Origin of the sequence: Streptomyces sp. NBC_01478 (assembly GCF_036227225.1) — a bacterium.
Taxonomy (GTDB): Bacteria; Actinomycetota; Actinomycetes; order Streptomycetales; family Streptomycetaceae; genus Streptomyces.
The window spans coordinates 2,142,394-2,159,893 of record NZ_CP109444.1; the positions used below are offsets into that span (position 1 = coordinate 2,142,394).

Annotated in this window: 13 protein-coding genes and 1 pseudogene; 10 read left to right on the plus strand and 4 right to left on the minus strand. The window is 72.1% G+C overall.

All coding sequences use genetic code 11. From position 1 onward, the window contains the following. The first annotated feature begins 40 nt into the window (after nt 1-40). Nucleotides 41-1,483: an adenylosuccinate lyase gene (purB, locus tag OG223_RS09660; RefSeq protein WP_329245229.1), complete on the plus strand. Its 1,443-nt coding sequence runs from the start codon at nt 41-43 to the stop codon at nt 1,481-1,483. Then, nucleotides 1,480-2,025 carry a G/U mismatch-specific DNA glycosylase gene (gene mug / locus OG223_RS09665; RefSeq protein ID WP_329265218.1) on the plus strand — a complete coding sequence of 182 codons (546 nt, stop codon included), beginning with the start codon at nt 1,480-1,482 and terminating at the stop codon, nt 2,023-2,025. The genes purB and mug overlap by 4 nt, the downstream gene beginning before the upstream one ends. A gap of 59 nt (nt 2,026-2,084) precedes the next feature. Here mug and OG223_RS09670 read toward each other — a convergent pair whose 3' ends face one another. Continuing rightward, the gene (locus OG223_RS09670; RefSeq protein ID WP_329245230.1) at nt 2,085-2,807 is read right to left on the minus strand and encodes an ABC transporter permease; all 723 of its coding nucleotides are present in this window, start codon (nt 2,805-2,807) and stop codon (nt 2,085-2,087) included. 2 nt (nt 2,808-2,809) lie between these two features. Next, nucleotides 2,810-3,730 (minus strand): ABC transporter ATP-binding protein, encoded by a 921-nt coding sequence (locus OG223_RS09675; RefSeq protein WP_329245233.1) that lies wholly within the window; start codon nt 3,728-3,730, stop codon nt 2,810-2,812. Between the two features lie 108 nt (nt 3,731-3,838). Here OG223_RS09675 and OG223_RS09680 point away from each other — a divergent pair, with 108 nt between their 5' ends. The 3 genes from OG223_RS09680 to OG223_RS09690 all read left to right on the plus strand — a co-directional run bounded on the left by OG223_RS09680 (nt 3,839) and on the right by OG223_RS09690 (nt 6,924). After that, nucleotides 3,839-4,993, plus strand: a complete 1,155-nt coding sequence (locus tag OG223_RS09680) for a sensor histidine kinase (protein ID WP_329245236.1) — start codon at nt 3,839-3,841, stop codon at nt 4,991-4,993. A gap of 14 nt (nt 4,994-5,007) precedes the next feature. Next, nucleotides 5,008-5,670 (plus strand): response regulator transcription factor, encoded by a 663-nt coding sequence (locus OG223_RS09685; protein ID WP_329245239.1) that lies wholly within the window; start codon nt 5,008-5,010, stop codon nt 5,668-5,670. A gap of 99 nt (nt 5,671-5,769) precedes the next feature. Next, nucleotides 5,770-6,924: an ROK family transcriptional regulator gene (locus tag OG223_RS09690; protein WP_329245241.1), complete on the plus strand. Its 1,155-nt coding sequence runs from the start codon at nt 5,770-5,772 to the stop codon at nt 6,922-6,924. Between the two features lie 232 nt (nt 6,925-7,156). Here the strand turns inward: OG223_RS09690 and OG223_RS09695 are convergent, their stop codons facing one another. Then, nucleotides 7,157-7,918, minus strand: coding sequence for a GntR family transcriptional regulator (locus tag OG223_RS09695; RefSeq protein ID WP_329245244.1), 762 nt, complete (start codon nt 7,916-7,918; stop codon nt 7,157-7,159). 315 nt (nt 7,919-8,233) lie between these two features. Here OG223_RS09695 and OG223_RS09700 point away from each other — a divergent pair, with 315 nt between their 5' ends. Next, nucleotides 8,234-9,064: an alpha/beta fold hydrolase gene (locus OG223_RS09700; protein WP_329245249.1), complete on the plus strand. Its 831-nt coding sequence runs from the start codon at nt 8,234-8,236 to the stop codon at nt 9,062-9,064. Nucleotides 9,065-9,109: 45 nt separating this feature from the next. Here OG223_RS09700 and OG223_RS09705 read toward each other — a convergent pair. Beyond that, nucleotides 9,110-10,003: pseudogene (locus tag OG223_RS09705) on the minus strand (DMT family transporter); the annotation flags it as partial. Here OG223_RS09705 and pdxR point away from each other — a divergent pair. The 4 genes from pdxR to OG223_RS09725 all read left to right on the plus strand — a co-directional run bounded on the left by pdxR (nt 9,994) and on the right by OG223_RS09725 (nt 17,412). Continuing rightward, complete coding sequence (gene pdxR / locus OG223_RS09710; protein ID WP_329245252.1) at nt 9,994-11,478, plus strand: MocR-like pyridoxine biosynthesis transcription factor PdxR; 1,485 nt, start codon at nt 9,994-9,996, stop codon at nt 11,476-11,478. The pseudogene OG223_RS09705 and the gene pdxR sit on opposite strands and share 10 nt — an antisense overlap. Before the next feature lie 106 nt (nt 11,479-11,584). Then, the gene (locus OG223_RS09715; protein WP_329245255.1) at nt 11,585-13,168 is read left to right on the plus strand and encodes an alkaline phosphatase D family protein; all 1,584 of its coding nucleotides are present in this window, start codon (nt 11,585-11,587) and stop codon (nt 13,166-13,168) included. 141 nt (nt 13,169-13,309) lie between these two features. Next, nucleotides 13,310-14,749, plus strand: coding sequence for an SWIM zinc finger domain-containing protein (locus tag OG223_RS09720; protein ID WP_329245258.1), 1,440 nt, complete (start codon nt 13,310-13,312; stop codon nt 14,747-14,749). Then, nucleotides 14,746-17,412, plus strand: coding sequence for a DUF7824 domain-containing protein (locus OG223_RS09725; RefSeq protein WP_329245261.1), 2,667 nt, complete (start codon nt 14,746-14,748; stop codon nt 17,410-17,412). The genes OG223_RS09720 and OG223_RS09725 overlap by 4 nt, the downstream gene beginning before the upstream one ends. The last annotated feature ends 88 nt before the right edge of the window (nt 17,413-17,500 follow it).

A 17,500-nucleotide genomic window follows, 5' to 3' on the forward strand; every position in this document is an offset into this window, starting at 1 on the left:
GGTCCGGAGCCCTCAAGGACGCCGGGTAAACTCCGTACACGTGACTTCCGCTCCCGCCAAGCCCCGCATCCCGAACGTCCTCGCCGGACGTTACGCCTCCGCCGAGCTCGCCACGCTCTGGTCCCCCGAGCAGAAGGTGAAGCTGGAGCGGCAACTCTGGCTCGCTGTGCTGCGCGCCCAGAAGGACCTCGGGATCGAGGTGCCGGACGCGGCGATCGCGGACTACGAGCGGGTGCTCGACCAGGTCGACCTGGCCTCGATCGCCGAGCGCGAGAAGGTCACGCGGCACGATGTGAAGGCGCGGATCGAGGAGTTCAACGACCTCGCCGGGCACGAGCAGGTGCACAAGGGCATGACGTCCCGCGACCTGACGGAGAACGTCGAGCAGTTGCAGATCCGGCTCTCGCTGGAGCTGATGCGCGACCGTACGGTGGCCGTCCTGGCCCGTCTCGGCAAGCTGGCCGGTGAGTACGGCGAGCTGGTCATGGCCGGCCGCTCGCACAACGTGGCCGCGCAGGCCACCACCCTCGGCAAGCGTTTCGCGACCGCCGCCGACGAGCTGCTCGTCGCCTACGGTCGGGTGGAAGAGCTGCTCGGTCGTTACCCGCTGCGCGGTATCAAGGGCCCGGTGGGCACCGCACAGGACATGCTGGACCTGCTCGGCGGCGACGCGGCGAAGCTCGCGGAGCTGGAGCAGCGGATCGCCTCCCACCTCGGTTTCTCGCAGGCGTTCACCTCGGTCGGCCAGGTCTACCCGCGCTCGCTGGACTACGAGGTCGTGACCGCGCTGGTGCAGGTCGCGGCGGCGCCCTCGTCGCTCGCGAAGACGATCCGGCTGATGGCCGGGCACGAGCTGGTCACCGAGGGCTTCAAGCCGGGCCAGGTCGGTTCCTCCGCGATGCCGCACAAGATGAACACCCGCTCCTGCGAGCGCGTCAACGGCCTCATGGTCATCCTGCGCGGCTACGCGTCGATGACCGGCGAGCTGGCGGGCGACCAGTGGAACGAGGGCGACGTCTCCTGCTCGGTGGTGCGCCGGGTGGCCCTCCCCGACGCGTTCTTCGCGCTCGACGGTCTGCTGGAGACGTTCCTGACCGTCCTCGACGAGTTCGGCGCCTTCCCGGCGGTCGTGGCGCGGGAGTTGGACCGCTATCTGCCGTTCCTCGCGACGACCAAGGTGCTGATGGCCGCGGTCCGCGCGGGTGTCGGCCGCGAGGTCGCGCACGAGGCCATCAAGGAGAACGCCGTCGCCTCCGCGCTGGCGATGCGCGAGCAGGGCGCCGAGCGCAACGAGCTGCTGGACAAGCTCGCCGCCGACGAGCGCATCCCGCTCGACCGCGCCCAGTTGGACGCGCTGATGGCCGACAAACTGTCCTTCACGGGTGCCGCGGCCGACCAGGTCGCCGTCGTCGTCGCCCGCGTCGAGGAACTCGCCAAGCAGCACCCGGAGGCCGCGGGTTACACCCCGGGGGCGATCCTCTGACCCGCTTCACCCAGGCCGAGCTGGAGGCCGCCCGCGACCGTCTCGTACCGGACGTCGTCGCGGACGGCCTCGCCGTGCTGTTCTGCGGCATCAACCCCGGTCTGATGACGGCGGCCACCGGCCACCACTTCGCCCGTCCCGGCAACCGCTTCTGGCCCGTGCTGCATCTGTCCGGCTTCACACCGAGGCTCATGAAGCCCGCGGAGCAGGGCGAGTTGCTGTCGTTCGGGCTCGGCATCACGAACGTGGTGGCGCGGGCCACGGCCCGTGCCGACGAGCTGAGCGCGGAGGAGTACCGCGAGGGCGGCCAACTCCTCGCGAAGAAGCTGGCGGGGTGGAAGCCGCGGTGGCTGGCGGTGCTGGGCGTCACCGCCTACCGGGCCGCCTTTGACGACCGCCGGGCCCAAGTGGGGCCCCAGGAGCGGACGTTCGGGGACACGCGCGTGTGGGTGCTGCCCAATCCGAGCGGCCTGAACGCGCATTGGACCGCGGCGACGATGGCCGAGGAGTTCGGGCGGCTGCGGGACGCCGCACAGGGCTAGCGATCCAGCCGCACGGGACCTGCGATCCAGCCGCACAGGGCCAGCGGTCCACCGGTCGGTCAGGCGTCCCGGCGCCGTACGCTCCACGCTCCTGCCGCCAACGCCGCGGCAGCCCACAGCGCGGTCACCCCGAGTCCGGTCCACGGCCCCATCGCCCCGTCCCAGGTCGCGTGGAGTGCCACCTGGCCGGCCCGGTCGGGCAGGAGATCGGCGATGTCGCTGGACGCGTCGCCGACCACGAAGGACACGATGAGCAGGAACGGTATGACGATGCTCAGCGTCGCCACTCCGCTGCGCAGCACCGCCGTGAGACCGGCCGCGAGCAACGCCATCAGCGTGAGATAGACGGCGCAGCCGACCACACCGCGCACCTGTTCCGCCGCGCCGAGCCCGTCGGCCTCGGCGCCCAGCACCGCCCTGCCGACCGCCAGCGTCACCGCACCGGTGACCAGGCCGGCGGAGAACACCGGTACGGCGATCGCCGTCGCCTTGGCCGCGAACCAGCGCCCACGGTGCGGCACCGCGGCCAGCGACAGCCGTAGCGCTCCGCCCTGGAACTCGGAGGACACGGCCGTCGTGCCGAAGGCGATCGCCGCGATCTGTCCGAAGGCGACGCCGAAGAAGACCGCGAACAGCGGGTCGAAGTCGTCGCCGCCGGTGTCGGACGAGGCGAGCGCGGAGAAGGCCACTGTCACCACGAGCATCATGGCGAGGGCCGCGACCTGTGACCGCAGGGTACGGATCTTGATCCACTCGGAGTGGAACACGGGCGTGAATGCCATGGTCAGGCCTCCTGGTGCGATGCGGTGAACTCGGTCTCGCCGGCTGTCAGATCGAGATAGGCCTGCTCCAACGTGCCCTCGGTGGAGGCCAGCTCGAGGATCGGGACGCCGGCGGCGGACAACAGGGTGCCGATCTCGTCCACGCGTGCGTGCGCCACGGTCCAGTGCCCGTCCTCCTGCTCCACGGGGTCGAGACCGTGCCCGGCGAGGGTGCTCTTGAGGGCGCCCGCGTCCGTCGTACGGATGCGTACGTGGGGCTGCACGCGCGCGTCGATGAAGTCCCGCATCGGGGTGTCGGCCAGGAGCCGTCCCCGTCCGAGGACCACGAGGTGGTCGGCGAAGGAGGCGGTCTCGTTCATGAGGTGGCTGGAGACCAGGACCGTGCGGCCCTCCGCCGCCAGTCTGCGCAGCAACTCCCGGATCCAGACGATGCCTTCGGGGTCGAGGCCGTTCGACGGCTCGTCCAGGAGGACCACCTCGGGGTCGCCCAGGAGGGCACCGGCAATGCCCAGCCGCTGGCGCATGCCCAGGGAGTACGTCTTCACCCGGCGCCGCGCGACCGACGTGAGTCCCGTCTCCTCCAGCACCGCGTCGACCCGGGCCGCCGGGATGCGGTTGCTCGCCGCCAGGGCCCGCAGATGGTCGCGGCCGGTACGGGAGCCGTGCGCGGCCTGCGCGTCGAGCAGGGCGCCGACGTGGCGCAGCGGCTCGGCGAGCGCGGCGTAGGGGCGGCCTCCGACGGTGGCGGTTCCGGAGGTGGGCCGGTCGAGGCCGAGGACGAGGCGCATGGTGGTGGACTTTCCGGCGCCGTTGGGGCCGAGGAAGCCGGTGACCTTGCCGGGGCGGACGCCGAAGGTGACGTGGTCCACGGCTCGCCGGGTGCCGAACTCCTTGGTGAGGTCTCGTACGTCGATGCTGGTCATGGTGAACAGCCTGGTCGTTCAAGGGAGTTGGGGCCTCCCCCGCCGGTGGAGATCGTCTCCCCCGTCCGGGGGAGGCCGATTGTCAGTGCCAACTGTCACGATGTCCAAATGGCCCGCTTCCTGCGCCCGCTGCTCCGGGGGACGACGTATACGCGTCTGCTGCACCTCTGGGTGCCGATGCTGATCACCGCCGTGTGGATCCTGATCAGCCCGGAGACGCCGTACGCGCCCGCGCTCGCGCTGATCCCGGTCGGCCTGATCCCGGCCGTGCGGATCGGTGAGGGGGTGCAGGCGCAATTGCTGCTGACTCCGGGCAAGGAGGACTCGGGGATCTCCGTGGCGCCATCGGCGACCTGGCGGGACCGGGGCCGGACCGTGCTGTGGCTGGAGGCCCGGATGGCGCTGGGCTGGGTGACCGCGGGTTCCTGTGTCTGGCTGCCGATCATCGCTTTCCAACTGATCGACACCGCACGCGGACACGTGTCCGACGACGTCCCTCTTCTCAAGGAAGCCACCCCGCACGGGTGGTACGCCTTGCTGGCGCCCCTCCCCCTGATCGCCCTGTACGCCGCCGTTGTCGGCCTGGGCAAGCTGGCCACGCTCCTGGCCCGGAAGCTGCTCGGCCCCTCCCGCGCGGAGCGGCTCGCCGCCCTGGAGGAGCGCACCGAGCAACTGCTGGAACGCAACCGCATAGCGCGGGAGTTGCACGACTCCATCGGTCACGCGCTCACCGTGGCGGTGGTGCAGGCGGGCGCGGCCCGTGCGGCGGGCGACCCGGAGTTCACCGAGCGGGCGCTGGGTGCCATCGAGGAGACCGGTCGGGCCGCTCTGGAGGACCTGGAGCGGGTGCTGGGCGTGCTGCGCGAGGCGGAGCGGCCGGTGAGCAGTCGGCCGACGCTGGTCGACGCCGACCGGCTGCTGGAGTCCGCGCGGGCCTCCGGTGCGAAGGTCGACGCGGAGGTGACCGGTCCGTTGGAGACGGTGTCGGGGCCGGTCTCCCGGGAGGGGTACCGGATTCTGCAGGAGGCGCTGACGAATGTGCTGCGGCACGCGGGGTCCGTGCCGGTCCGGGTCCGTATCCAGGTCGCGGACGGCACCCTCGATCTGGAGGTCCGCAATCCACTGACGGCGGCGATACCGGGTCCGGGCCGGGGCAGCGGTCTGCGGGGCATACGCGAACGGGCCGCGCTGCTCGGCGGCCGGGCGCACACCGGACCCGACGAGGGTGACTGGCAGGTGCATGCGGAGCTGCCGCTGGGCTGATCTAGGCTGGCCGGATGCCGGTCACCGTTCTCCTGGTCGATGACGAACCCCTCGTACGCGCGGGTCTGCGGGCCGTGCTGGAGGCGCAGCCGGACATCGAGGTGGTCGGGGAGGCCGCCGACGGGGCGGCGGTGATCCCGCTGGTGCGGCAGTTGCGGCCGGACGTGGTCGCCATGGACGTACGGATGCCGCTCCTGGACGGCATCGAGGCCACGCGCGCGGTGCTGCGCACGGTCGACGACCCGCCGAAGATCCTGGTCATCACGACCTTCGAGAACGACGAGTACGTGTACGAGGCACTGCGCGCCGGCGCCGACGGCTTCCTGCTGAAGCGGGCCCGGCCGGCCGAGATCGTGCACGCGGTACGGCTGGTGGCCGAGGGCGAGTCGCTGCTGTTCCCGGCCTCCGTACGGCAGTTGGCCGCGGAGTACAGCGACGACGGCGGGAACCGGGCGGCGCGCGCGGTGATGGCGCGGGCCCAGTTGACCGAGCGTGAGGCCGAGGTGCTGCGGCTGATGACGAGGGGTCTGTCGAACGCCGAGATCGCGGCCCGGCTGGTCGTCGGGACGGAGACGGTGAAGTCGCATGTGAGCGCCGTGCTGGCGAAGCTGGGGGCGCGGGACCGTACACAGGCGGTGATCGCGGCGTACGAGTCGGGGTTCGTCGCGCCGGGGTGAACAGGTGGGGCGGGTGGGTCGAGAGCGCCCGGCACTCGCCGGGGTCCGCCGCGCCGAGTACGATCCGCCCAACACGCGCACGAGCTGGGAGGACAGACCTTGGCGGGGCTGACCGGCGGGGACCCCTCGCTGCTGCGGAGGATCAACTCCGCAGTGGTGTTGCACGCGTTGCGTGCCACGGACTGCGCCACGCTGACGGAGATCACCCGGGTGACGGGTCTGTCCCGGCCGACCGTCGAGGGCGTCGTCGAGGGACTGATCGAGGCCGGGCTGGTCGTCGAGAAGGCGGCCGACGAGAGCGTTGTACGGCGGCAGGGGCGGCCCGCGCGGCGGTTCCGGTTCCGGGCCGAGGCCGGGCATCTGCTGGGCCTGGAGATCGGCGCACATCGCGTCGCCGTACTCCTCGCCGACCTCGACGGCCGGGTGCTCGGCGCGATCGCCAAGGACGTCGACGAGACGGCCTCGGCGGACGAGCGGCTGGAGCGGCTGCGCACCGCGGTCGCCGAGCTGCTGCGCCGGGCCGGAGTCGCCCGTGGCTCACTGCGGGCGGTGGGGGTCGCCACGCCGGGCATCGTCGAGGCGGACGGCACCGTGCGGCTGGGCACCGCGCTGCCCCAGTGGACGGGGCTGCACCTGGGCGAACGGTTGAGCCGCTCCTTCAAGTGCCCGGTGCTGGTGGAGAACGACGCCAACGCGGCGGCGGTCGCCGAGCACTGGAAGGGTGCCGCCACCGAGTCCGACGACATGGTGATGGTGCTGGCCGGGCTGAGCCCTGGCGCCGGTTCGCTGATCGGCGGGCGGTTGCACCGGGGGTATCGCGGGGCGGCCGGTGAGATCGGCGCACTGCATCTGCTGGGGCGGGACGTGACTCCGGAGACGTTGCTTTCCACCACGGACAAGCCACTGCATCCGTTGGACGAGCAGGCTGTCGCGCAGGTCTTCGCGCTGGCGCGGGACGGTGACCAGCGGGCGATGGCGGCCGTCGATCGGTTCATCCAGCGCCTTGTGCACGATGTCGCTGCGCTGGTGCTGGCCCTCGATCCTGAACTGGTCGTCGTAGGCGGGTGGGCGGCCGGGCTGGACGGTGTACTGGAGCCGCTGCGGCGGGAGTTGGCGCGGTATTGCCTGCGGCCGCCGAAGGTTGCCTTGTCGCTGCTCGGGGAGGCGGCTGCGGCAACTGGGGCGCTGCGGTTGGCACTTGACCATGTCGAGGAGCAACTGTTCGCGGTCGAGGGCACGGTGACGCGGCGCTAGCTTGGCGGTGGGGCCGTGTTTCGGGTGCGGCGCCGTTGTGGCTGGGCTCGCTGGTTGTCTTTTGGGTGCGGGTTCGTTGTGGCTGGGCTCGCTGATTGATTGTCGGGTGCGGGTTCATAGGGGCTTGGGCGCGCAGTTCCCCGCGCCCCTTTGGGGCGCTGTCGTGATCGGCAGGAAAAGTGTCGCGCCCCGCAGAATGCTCCGGGGCGCGACGGTTGTGGTGTGACCGTGGTCAGGAAGCCTGGCGTTCCGGGCCGTGGTGGATTTCTACGTTGCCCGAGTCGGCGAAGGTCAGGCGGCAGGTGTCCGCGCGGTAGGTCGCGACGGAGACCGCGGCGGTGCGGCCCTCGGCGAAGAAGCGGGTCGTGACGACGAGGACCGGTGCCCCGGGGAGGCGGTCCAGTTCCTTGGCGTCGTCCGCGCGGGCCGAGCCGAGTTCCACGGCGCGGTCCTGGCCCTCCAGTTCGAGGCGCTGCAACTCGCGCAGTACGGCACGCGCGCGTGCCGTCGCGGAGGGTGTGTCTATCGCGGAGAGGTCGGGCACCGACGACTCCGGGATGTAGAGCAGTTCGGCGGCGACGGGCTGGCCGTGGCTCACCCTCGAGCGCCGCACGGTGTGCACCAGTTCCTCGGAACCGGTCTCCAGGACGTCCGCGACGGCCGCCGGCGGTGCCGCCAGAACACAGTCGACGGACTGCCAGGCGTCCTCCCCGGCGCCCGGCCAGACCTGCTGCTCGGTGCCGACGGCGACACCCACGCGCGGCGGCGCGACGGTCGTCCCGACTCCGCGACGGCGCTGCAGCCTGCCTTCCAGTTCGAGTTGCTCCAGAGCCTGCCGGAGCGTGGCCCGGGCCACGCCGAAGCGGGCCGCCAGGTCTCGCTCGTTGGGCAGGATCTCGCCCACCGAGAACTCGGAGTCCAGTGCCTCACTCAGCACTGTCTTGAGATGCCAGTACTTCGGCTCCGGCACCGATTCCAACTGCGTGGTCCCCACCCTGTCCTCCGCAATCGCCGTGTTCCGGCGGCGTTTTAGCGCCCTTGTTTATTAAAGGTTGTTTCACTTATCTGCGACCATAGGGCGGCCCCCACCCTTGGTCAAGACCAATCCTCCATGTCATATGCAACCCATAGCGGACATGGCGCAGAGCGTTCACAGGGCGTTCGTACGGGGCGTTCTCGGTGACAGCGCGGCAAAGCCCCCGTCATGGAACGACAGCGACGGGGGCTACCGGTCAGTAGCAGTTGCTGACAAGCTGTCTACACGGCCTGTACGGCGTCTGTCAGCGCGTCCCAGACGAGGAGCACCCCCATGTCCGCCACCGTCTCCTTCCCGGTCCCCACTCCACGGGGCCCGAAGACCGTGACCGTGTCCTACGCGCGCGTGGGCCGCGGCGAGCCGCTGCTCCTGCTGCACGGCATAGGTCACCACAGGCAGGCCTGGGACCCGGTGCTGGACATCCTCGCGACCGAGCGCGATGTGATCGCCGTGGACCTGCCCGGCTTCGGCGCCTCCCCCGCGCTCCCGGACGGGCTGACGTACGACCTCTCGACGACGGCGGCCGTGTTCAGGGCTTTCTGCGAGGAACTGGGGCTCGACCGTCCGCATGTGGCGGGCAACTCGCTCGGCGGCCTGATGGCCCTGGAGCTGGGCCGGGAGAAGATCGTACGGTCCGTCACCGCGCTCTCCCCCGCCGGATTCTGGTCCCAGGCCGAGCGCCGCTACGCCTTCGGTGTGCTGCTCACCATGCGGCGGATCGCCCGCGGCATGCCGCTCCCGCTGGTCGAGAAGCTGGCGCGCACGGCGGTCGGCCGCACCGCGCTCACCAGCACCATCTACGCCCGCCCGGGCCGCCGTTCACCCGAGGCCGTGGTCGCCGAGACGCGCGCGCTGGTCGACGCCCCCGGGTTCGACGACACCCTCCGAGCCGGTACGAGCGTCCGGTTCACCGACGACGTCCCCGGTATCCCGGTCACCGTGGCCTGGGGTACTCAGGACCGGCTGCTGCTGCGCCGCCAGGGCGTCCGCGCCAAGCAGATGATGCCCCGCTCCCGGCTGGTGCGGCTGCCCGGCTGCGGGCACTGCCCGATGAACGACGACCCGGCGCTGGTCGCGCGGGTCATCCTCGACGGCAGCCGCTGACCTTCGCCGCAACAGCGCCGACGCACCGGATCCCAGGGCGACTCCGGCGCCGACGAGGGCGCTGCCGGCGGCCTGGGCGGGCCCGTAGGAGCCCGTTCCGACGAGCGGCGCGGTAGCGGCGGCGGCGACCGGGATGAGGCCGGAGAAGAGCGTCGCGCGCTCCGCGCCGATCCGCTGCATGCCCATGTACCAGCACACGAAGCCGACGACCGTGACGACCGCCGCCTGCCACAGCAGCGCGGCGGCCTCGGTGGCGTCGGGGCGCCGCAGCCAGGTCGTCCCGTCGAGGACCACCCCGGCCGTCGCCGCCTCGACCGCCGCGAGACCGCACACCGTGGCCGACAGCAATCGCGGTCCCAGGGGCCGCAGTACGGGAACCGCGAGCACAGCGAAGCCCACCTCCCCCGCAAGTGCGCACCCGGAGAAGGCGATTCCGGCGCCGTCCGTACGGCCCCACCCCTGCACCGTGAACGCGCCGACGGCGACGAGCGACGCCCCGTAGAGCACGATCCGACGCGGACGGCGGCCTTCCAGGAGGGGGACGAGGACCGCGACGGCTATGGGGGCGCAGCCCACGAAGACTCCGGGTACGGCCGGTTCGGCGCTGCGTTCGGCGGCGATGACGGCCAGGTTGAAGCCGACCATGCCGACGGCGGCCAGCAGTGCGAGGCGGGCCCATTGGCGGGACGGGAGCGCGCGCAGCCGGGCCGTCGCGCCCCTGCCGGTGAACGGGAGGAGCAGCAGGCAGGCGAGGCCGTAGCGCAGGAACTGGCCGCCCGCGTACGGATAGTCGCCCAGGACGCTGTTCGCGGTGAAGGACGCGCCGACGAGGACGCAGGCGAAGGCGGCGAGCGGGGCGCCGCGGGCTGTGGTGGCGTTCATGGCGGTGACGCTAGGGAGACCCGCGGTCCGGTTTAAGGTCCACTTCCATGACGTCATCGCGGACCAATCCGGAGCGGCCGGCCGATCCGGAGGGCGTGACGGGTCCGGCGGGTCCGGCAGGCCTGACGGGTTCCGCCGCCTGGGAGTTGCTGCTGCCCGCCGTCTCGGCGCCGGCACGCGCGCGTGGCCGTTCTCTTCAGGAGGCGTTGCGCGAGGCGGTGCGTTCGGGGCGGCTGGCGCCGGACACCCGGCTGCCGTCGAGCCGGGACCTGGCGGCCGACCTCGGGGTGTCGCGGGGACTGGTCACGGAGGCGTACGAGCAGTTGACGGCGGAGGGGTATCTGCGCAGCGGCCGGGGTGCGGGCACCTGGGTGGGCGGTGCCGTACGGGCGGGGCGGCCACGCGCGCGTGATCTCGCGCCGCGCTCCCCCGGTGCCCGGGCCGACTTCGTGCCCGGCACGCCGGACCTGTCGCTGTTCCCGCGTGCCGCCTGGGCGGCGGCGCAGCGTGGTGTGCTGGCGGAGTCGCCGCACGAGTTGCTCGGCTATCCCGATCCGCGCGGGCTGCCCCGGTTGCGTACGGCCCTGGCGGAACTCCTGACGCGCCGCCGGGGTGTGGTCGCCGACCCGGAACGGCTCGTCGTGGTCTCCGGGGTGGCGCAGGCGACGGCGCTGCTCGGATTCGTGCTCCACGCGCGCGGGATGCGCACCGTCGGCGTCGAGGACCCGGGCAGCCCCCAGCACGACGCCCTGTACGCCTCGGCGGGCGTCGGCACCGTACCGCTGCCCCTGGACGAGGAGGGCCTGGCGGTCGGCCCGCTGCGGGCGTCGGGCGTACGGGCCGTGGTGACGACGCCGGCCCATCAGTTCCCCACGGGCATCGCGTACTCCGCGCGGCGGCGGGCCCAACTCCTCGACTGGGCGCGGTCGGTGGACGGTCTGATCGTCGAGGACGACTACGACGGCGACTTCCGCTACGACCGTGCCCCCGTGGGTGCGCTCCAGGGCCTCGACCCGGAGCATGTCGCCTACGCGGGCTCGGTCAGCAAGTCCCTCGCCCCGGGGCTGCGGCTCGGCTGGCTGCTCGTACCCGAGTCACTGACCGACGAGGTCGTCGAGCGCAAGCGGACCATGGACCTCGGCCACCCGACGCTCGACCAGGCGCTGTTCGCCCGTTTCCTCGAACGCGGCGACTACGACCGCCAGTTGCGCCGCTGCCAACGCGCCTACCGGCAGCGCCGCGACACCCTCGTCGCAGCCCTGGAGGAGCACTTTCCCGGAGCGCGGGTGACCGGGATCGCGGCGGGGCTGCACGTCATCGCCGAACTGCCGGAGAAATACGGCCCCCAGGAGGACTTCCTGGAACGCGTGGCCGGCGCGGGTGTCGCGGTGCGCCCGCTCACCGCCTACGCACACGCGCGTGCGGGCGACGCGGTCGTACGGCTGGTCCTCGGCTACGCGCATCTGTCCCCCGGACGGATCCGTGCGGGGGTACGGCTCATGGCCGACGCCCGTCACCCGCACGGCCTCTGATGTCGCCGCGTTCCGTTGTTCACCCGTGGTTTCCGTGTGCGCTGCGGTGCACCAGTAGTTGTGGCAGTGCACCCTGACCGCATCCCGTCCGTGGAGGCGCAACCCCATGTCGCATCGTCCGTTCCCCGCCCGCCGCAGCGTCCTGCGCGGCTCCCTGGCCGCGTCGGCGGCCCTGACCGTGCCCGCCGCCCTCGGGGCCGCGCCGGCCTTCGCCCTCTCCGGGCGCCCGAAGGCGGGCTGGGGTGTGCAGGCGGGGGACGTGACCTCCGACTCCGGTCTGGTGTGGGTGCGTTCGGACCGCCCGGCCCGGATGATCGTGGAGACCTCGGCCACCGAGTCGTTCCGCAACCCGCACCGGTGGCACGGTCCGCTGCTCGGCGCGGACACCGACTTCACCGGCACCACCCGGCTGCGCGGGCTGCCCTCGGGACAGCAGATCCACTACCGGGTGCTGCTCGCCGACCCCGACGACCCGCGTCGTACCGGTGAGCCGGTCGCCGGCACGTTCCGAACGGTGCCGACCGGGCGGCGCGGCGTGCGTTTCCTGTGGTCCGGTGACCTGGCGGGCCAGGGCTGGGGCATCAACCCGGACCTCGGCGGCTACCGCATCTACGACGCGATGGCCAAGCTCGACCCGGACTTCTTCGTGTGCAGCGGCGACAACATCTACGCTGACGGTCCGGTCACGGCGACCCAGGCCCTGCCCGACGGCAGCCTGTACCGGAACGTCACCACGGAGGAGAAGTCCAAGGTCGCCGAGACCCTGGCCGAGTTCCGCGGCAACTTCCGCTACAACCTGCTCGACGAGAACCTCAAGCGGTTCAACGCCCAGGTTCCGTCGATCATCCAGTGGGACGACCACGAGGTGCGCAACAACTGGTACCCGGGTGAGGTGATCGCCGCCACCGACACCCGCTACACGGAGAAGAGTGTCGACGCCCTGGCCGTGCGTGCCCGGCGGGCGTTCAGCGAGTACTTCCCGATCTCGACGCTGCGTCCTGGCGCGAAGGAGGGCCGGGTGCAGCGCGTGATGCGGCACGGTCCGCTGCTCGACGTGTTCGTCCTGGACATGCGGACCTACCGCAACGCCAACTCGCCCGACAAACAGGCCGTGGACCCGCAGGGCATCCTCGGCAGCGAGCAACTGGAGTGGCTCAAGCGGGAGTTGTCGCGGTCGCGTGCGGTGTGGAAGGTGATCGCCGCCGACATGCCGCTCGGCCTGGTCGTGCCCGACGCCACCGAGGGCAAGGCGAACATCGAGGCGGTCGCGCAGGGCGACCCGGGCGCGCCGCTGGGGCGTGAGCTGCAGATCGCCGAGCTGCTGCGGTACATCAAGCACCGGCGGATCACCGGCACCGTGTGGCTGACGGCGGACGTGCACCACACCTCCGCCCAGCACTACCAGCCCTCGCGGGCCGCGTTCACCGACTTCGAGCCGTTCTGGGAGTTCGTCTCCGGCCCGCTGAACGCGGGCGCCTTCCCGGCCAGCGCACTCGACGACACCTTCGGTCCGGAGCGGGTGTTCGTGAAGGCGCCGACCGCGCAGAACGTGTCGCCGGCCGAGGGGTACCAGTTCTTCGGCGAGGTCGACATCGACGGCCACAGCGGGGAGTTGACGGTCCGTCTGCGGGAGTCGGACGGCACCGTGCTGTTCACCAAGACCCTTCAGCCGGGACGGGTCGGCCAGTAACTCCACTACCCTCGTACGTGAGCCGCGCACCGGCGTCATCCCCCGGTGCGCGGCGCGTGCCGACGTGCGACAACTCCCCGCCGAAACGGACGTTTTCGCAGGTCAGGGCCGATTGTCAGTGGTGGCCTCTACGGTTTTTCCATGACGCGATCTTTGCAGGCCGTGACCTATCCCCGACCCTCCGCACTGGAGTCGGCGGCGGATGGCCGGCGCCTCGGGCTGGAGACCTCACGAGGTGCGACTCCTTCGGGTGTCACCGACCATCCGTGCTTCTTCGCGGGCTTCCTGACGTCTCCTCAGGTGGCCTCGGCCGCGCTGCTGGCGGTGGCCGACGTGGCGGCCACGCGGTACTACCAGCGCCAACTGCCCGCCTCGCTCGACCCGGTGGTGACGGCGGGCGGCGACCGGCTGCGCTTCGAGTCCTTCTCCGGCTGCGGCGGGGTGTACGCACGGCTGGACGTCCTCGGCCCCGGACTGGACGGCGGCGAGGTGGGACACGGCACGACGAACGTCGACGTCAACAACCCCCTGCGCGAGGCCCTGTCCCGGATCGGCACGGACGATCCGCTCCATCTCCGGGTCGGGCCCGAGGAGTTGGCCGTGACCACGCTGGACGGCCCGGTGGTGGAGAAGAAGGTGCCGCTGCCGGACCGTTGGCTGCGCGGCTTCGCGGAGGCCCAGGTCGCAGCGGCCGGCTTCGACCTGCGCGCCGAGCTGCCCGCGGCGGAGGCGGTCCGGTTCCTGCGCTCGCTCCCGAAGAGCGGGGCGCGCGGCACCACGAGCGGTCCGCGGTGGGTCGTGCCGGCGGGCCGTGGCCTGCGCCCGACCACCCGCCCCGTACCGGGCGCGGTGTGCCTCCCCGGCCCGGAGCGCCTGATCGCACTCCAGCGGGTCCTGCGCCATGCGACGGCCCTGCGGATCTACGGCCCCTCCGTCATCGGCGCCGGTGCCACGGCCGGTGCGTGGGAGGCCGTCCTGCCGGGCATGCGGCTCACCCTCACGCTGTCGCCGGACGCCTCGCGCGGATTCTCCGGCGAGGGCGGGGTGCTGGACGCGCTCAGCGCCGACGAGGCGGGCGAGGACGCGGAGTTGATCTCCGTGCTGCTGGCCTGGGAGCCCCGCATCGACGTCGCCGACATGGCCGCCTCCTCGGGGCTCACCCCGGAGCGGGTCCGTGCCGCGCTGACCCGGCTGGGCACCTCGGGACGCGTCGGCTACGACACGGCGGAGGCGGCCTACTTCCACCGTGAACTGCCCTACGACGCGCAGCGCGTGGAGCGTCACAATCCGCGGCTGCGCTCGGCCCGCGCGCTGGTGGCGGCGGGGGCGGTGCGTCTGGAGGGCGCGCTCGGGACGGTGACGGCCGAGGACGGTCATGTGCACCGGGTGCGGGACGAGGCGGGGGTGCTGAGTTGCAGTTGCGTCTGGTGGGCGAAGTACCGGGGCGGGCGCGGACCGTGCAAGCACGCGCTGGCGGTGCGGATGGTGCGGCGGGGTGCCGCGGCGGAGGAGAACACGGTCCGGAGCGCGGACCAGGACACGGATCAGAACATGGTGCGGATCGACGGGGGTGTGCGATGAGTTCGCTGATGGAAGCGGTGCGGGGTGGCCAAACGGCCGAGGCGGTGGGACTGCTCGACGGGCTGACCGACTCCGAACGGCGGGCGTTCCTGCCGGAGTTGAAGGCGCTGCGCAAGGAGCTGCGCAAGGCACCGTGGGAGGAGCCGTCCCGCCGCGCCTACCCGGCTCTGCACGCGGCCGGAGCCGCCTGCGAGACAGGCGCGGCAGCCGCGGCGATCTGGATCGCCGGCACCGACATGCGCTGGTCGCAGTCGTCCCCCGCGCTGCTGATCCACATCCTGGGCGACCGCGACACGGAGTGGCTGGCCGATGTGACGCACCGCCTCGCCGGGCGCCCGGCCTCCGCCGGCGTGCCGTACGAGCTGATGGCCGGTCTGGTGCGGCTCTCGGGCTGCCCGGTGCCGACGACCGACGCCTACGTGCGGGGCTGGGTGGAACAGACCGGTCACCTGTGGCAGCGCGGGGACACCCTGCTCGACCGGCTGCGCAAGGATCCGCATCTCGCGGAGCTGGTGGCAGCGGTCTTCGAGACGGAGGACATCGGCAGCCCACTGGAATGGTCCTCGACCGAGGGCCCGAACAACTGGGTCGACGCGCTCGCCCAGCTCACCGCCGAAGGCGTCCTGGACCGGAAGCGGACGGTGGACGCGTGCGTGGCCCGGCTGCTGCGGGGCGGTACGACCCTCGACAACCGGGTGTTCCTGCGCGTGCTGAAAGCCCTCGCCCTGACCCGCGAGGAGGAGCGGGAGCGGATCGCCGACTGGTCCGCGCTGGCTTCGGACGCGGTGTCCGTCGTGGCGTCGCATGCCCAGTCGGTGCTCGGTTCCCTCGCTCTGGACGGGGAGTTGACGTCGCGTCGACTGGCGGAGATGTCGGACGCGGTGCTGTTCCGGCCCGAGAAGAAGCTCGTCCGGGCGCAGCTCGTCCTGCTGGGGAAGGTCCTGGCACGGGACGCGTCGGCCGCCGACGAGGTACTGCCCGCCCTCGCGCAGGTCTTCGGGCACGAGGACGCGGAGGTCCAGGAGCGGGCACTGAAGCTGGTCGAGCGGCACCTCAAGAAGGTCGGCTCCACCGAGGTGCGGGCCGAACTCGCCGCAGCGGCCGACCAGTTGATTCCGGCCCTGCGCGCACGCGCGGTGGAGACGCTGGGTGCCGCGCCGGTGACGGCGGCGGCGACGGTGTACGAGGAGATGCTCCCGCCGTCACCGGAGGGGACACGCCTCCTGTCGGCACCCGAGTCGGCGGTCGAACTCGCCGAGGAACTCGGGGCGTTGCTGGCGGCCCAGGGCGATGTGGCGGCGTTCGAGCGGGCGTTGGACGGGCTCGTGCGTCATGCGTACCGGGACCGGGACGGTCTGCTGGAGGCGTTGGTGCCGGTGGTCGCGCGCCGCTGGTGGCGGTCCGACGATCCCGAGAACGCGCGGCGCGCGGACAACCACTTCAGCAGCACCCACCGCACCTTCGGCAGCGCGGAGTCCGCGCTCGACCTCCTGCTGGCCACGCTCCAGGACAAGGTACGCACCGTCACGCTCTACGAAGGGGCGCAGCACACCCACCTGTCCCGGGAGTGCGGGCACAGCTCGCTGGCCCGGACCTTCGACTCCCGAGTGTGGGAGGTGGCGTACCGGCTCCGCGCGGAGCCGATGCCGTTCCTGCTGTCGACGCCGAGTTGGGGCACGGGTCTGCTTGAACCGGACGAGTTGGTGGACCGGCTGGGCACCTACCGAAGCCTGGGTGCGCGGGTCGCGGCGGCCGACTTCGCGCAGGCGCTGCTGCGGGTGCGCCGCGAGGACAGGGCGGCGGCGGCCGCTGCCGCCGCGCGGGCGCAGGCCCTCGGCACGAAGGAGGGCACCCGGCTCGCCCTGTGGCTGACGTCCGAGAGCCCCGCCCTGCCCCTGAGCAGGCGACGGACGTTCGGGGCACGCGTCGCGGTGGAACTGGGTGAACTCCTCGATCTGCAGGAGGACTTCTTCCCGGCGGAGTTCCGCGCACTGGGCCGGCCGGTGACCACCCACGGCGGGAGTTACTACTGCCACCACTGGAACCAGGACATGCAACGGCACTGGCTCGCGATACTCCCCGAGCGTCGCGAACTGGTGGCGGCGCGGCTGCTGCGCGACGTGTCCTCCGTCGCGCTGGACGACACCCGGAGCGCGGCCGCCGTACTCCCGTTGCTGGCCGAGTCCGGAGGCGTGGCGGGCCAGGCCACGCATCTGTGTGTGGCGTACGGTCTCGGGGCGCGACACCCCGAGGGTCGGCTCGCGGCGGTGGACGCCTTGCTGGTGCTCGCAACGCGTGAGCAGTTGGACGCGGCCCGACTGGGGACGGATCTCGGGGAGCTGGTGCGGAGCGGGGCCGTGAAGCCGTCGCGGCTCGCCGAGTCGGTGCGGACAGGGGCCGCGACCGGGGCGAACGCGACCATCTGGGGGATCCTCCGCCACACCCTGAGCGCGCTGCTCGCCGACCTCGACGGCGACGCCAAGCCCGCCCACGCACGGGCGCTCGGCGACCTCCTCGCCGTGGCCGCCGAGTGCGCGGAGCGGTCGGGAGCGCGGGGCGACCTGCCGTATCTGGCGCAGACGGCGGCCCGGGGCGGCTCGTCCCGGCTGGTCGCTCAGGCACGTCGACTGCGCAGTGCGCTGGTGGCGGAGGTGGCCGCATGACGTAGGAGGACAGGGCTGACCTCCGGTTCACCGCACTCACCAAAAGAACGGCAAAAGGTACAGAACCACGCTTTTACCGGTAGGTCAC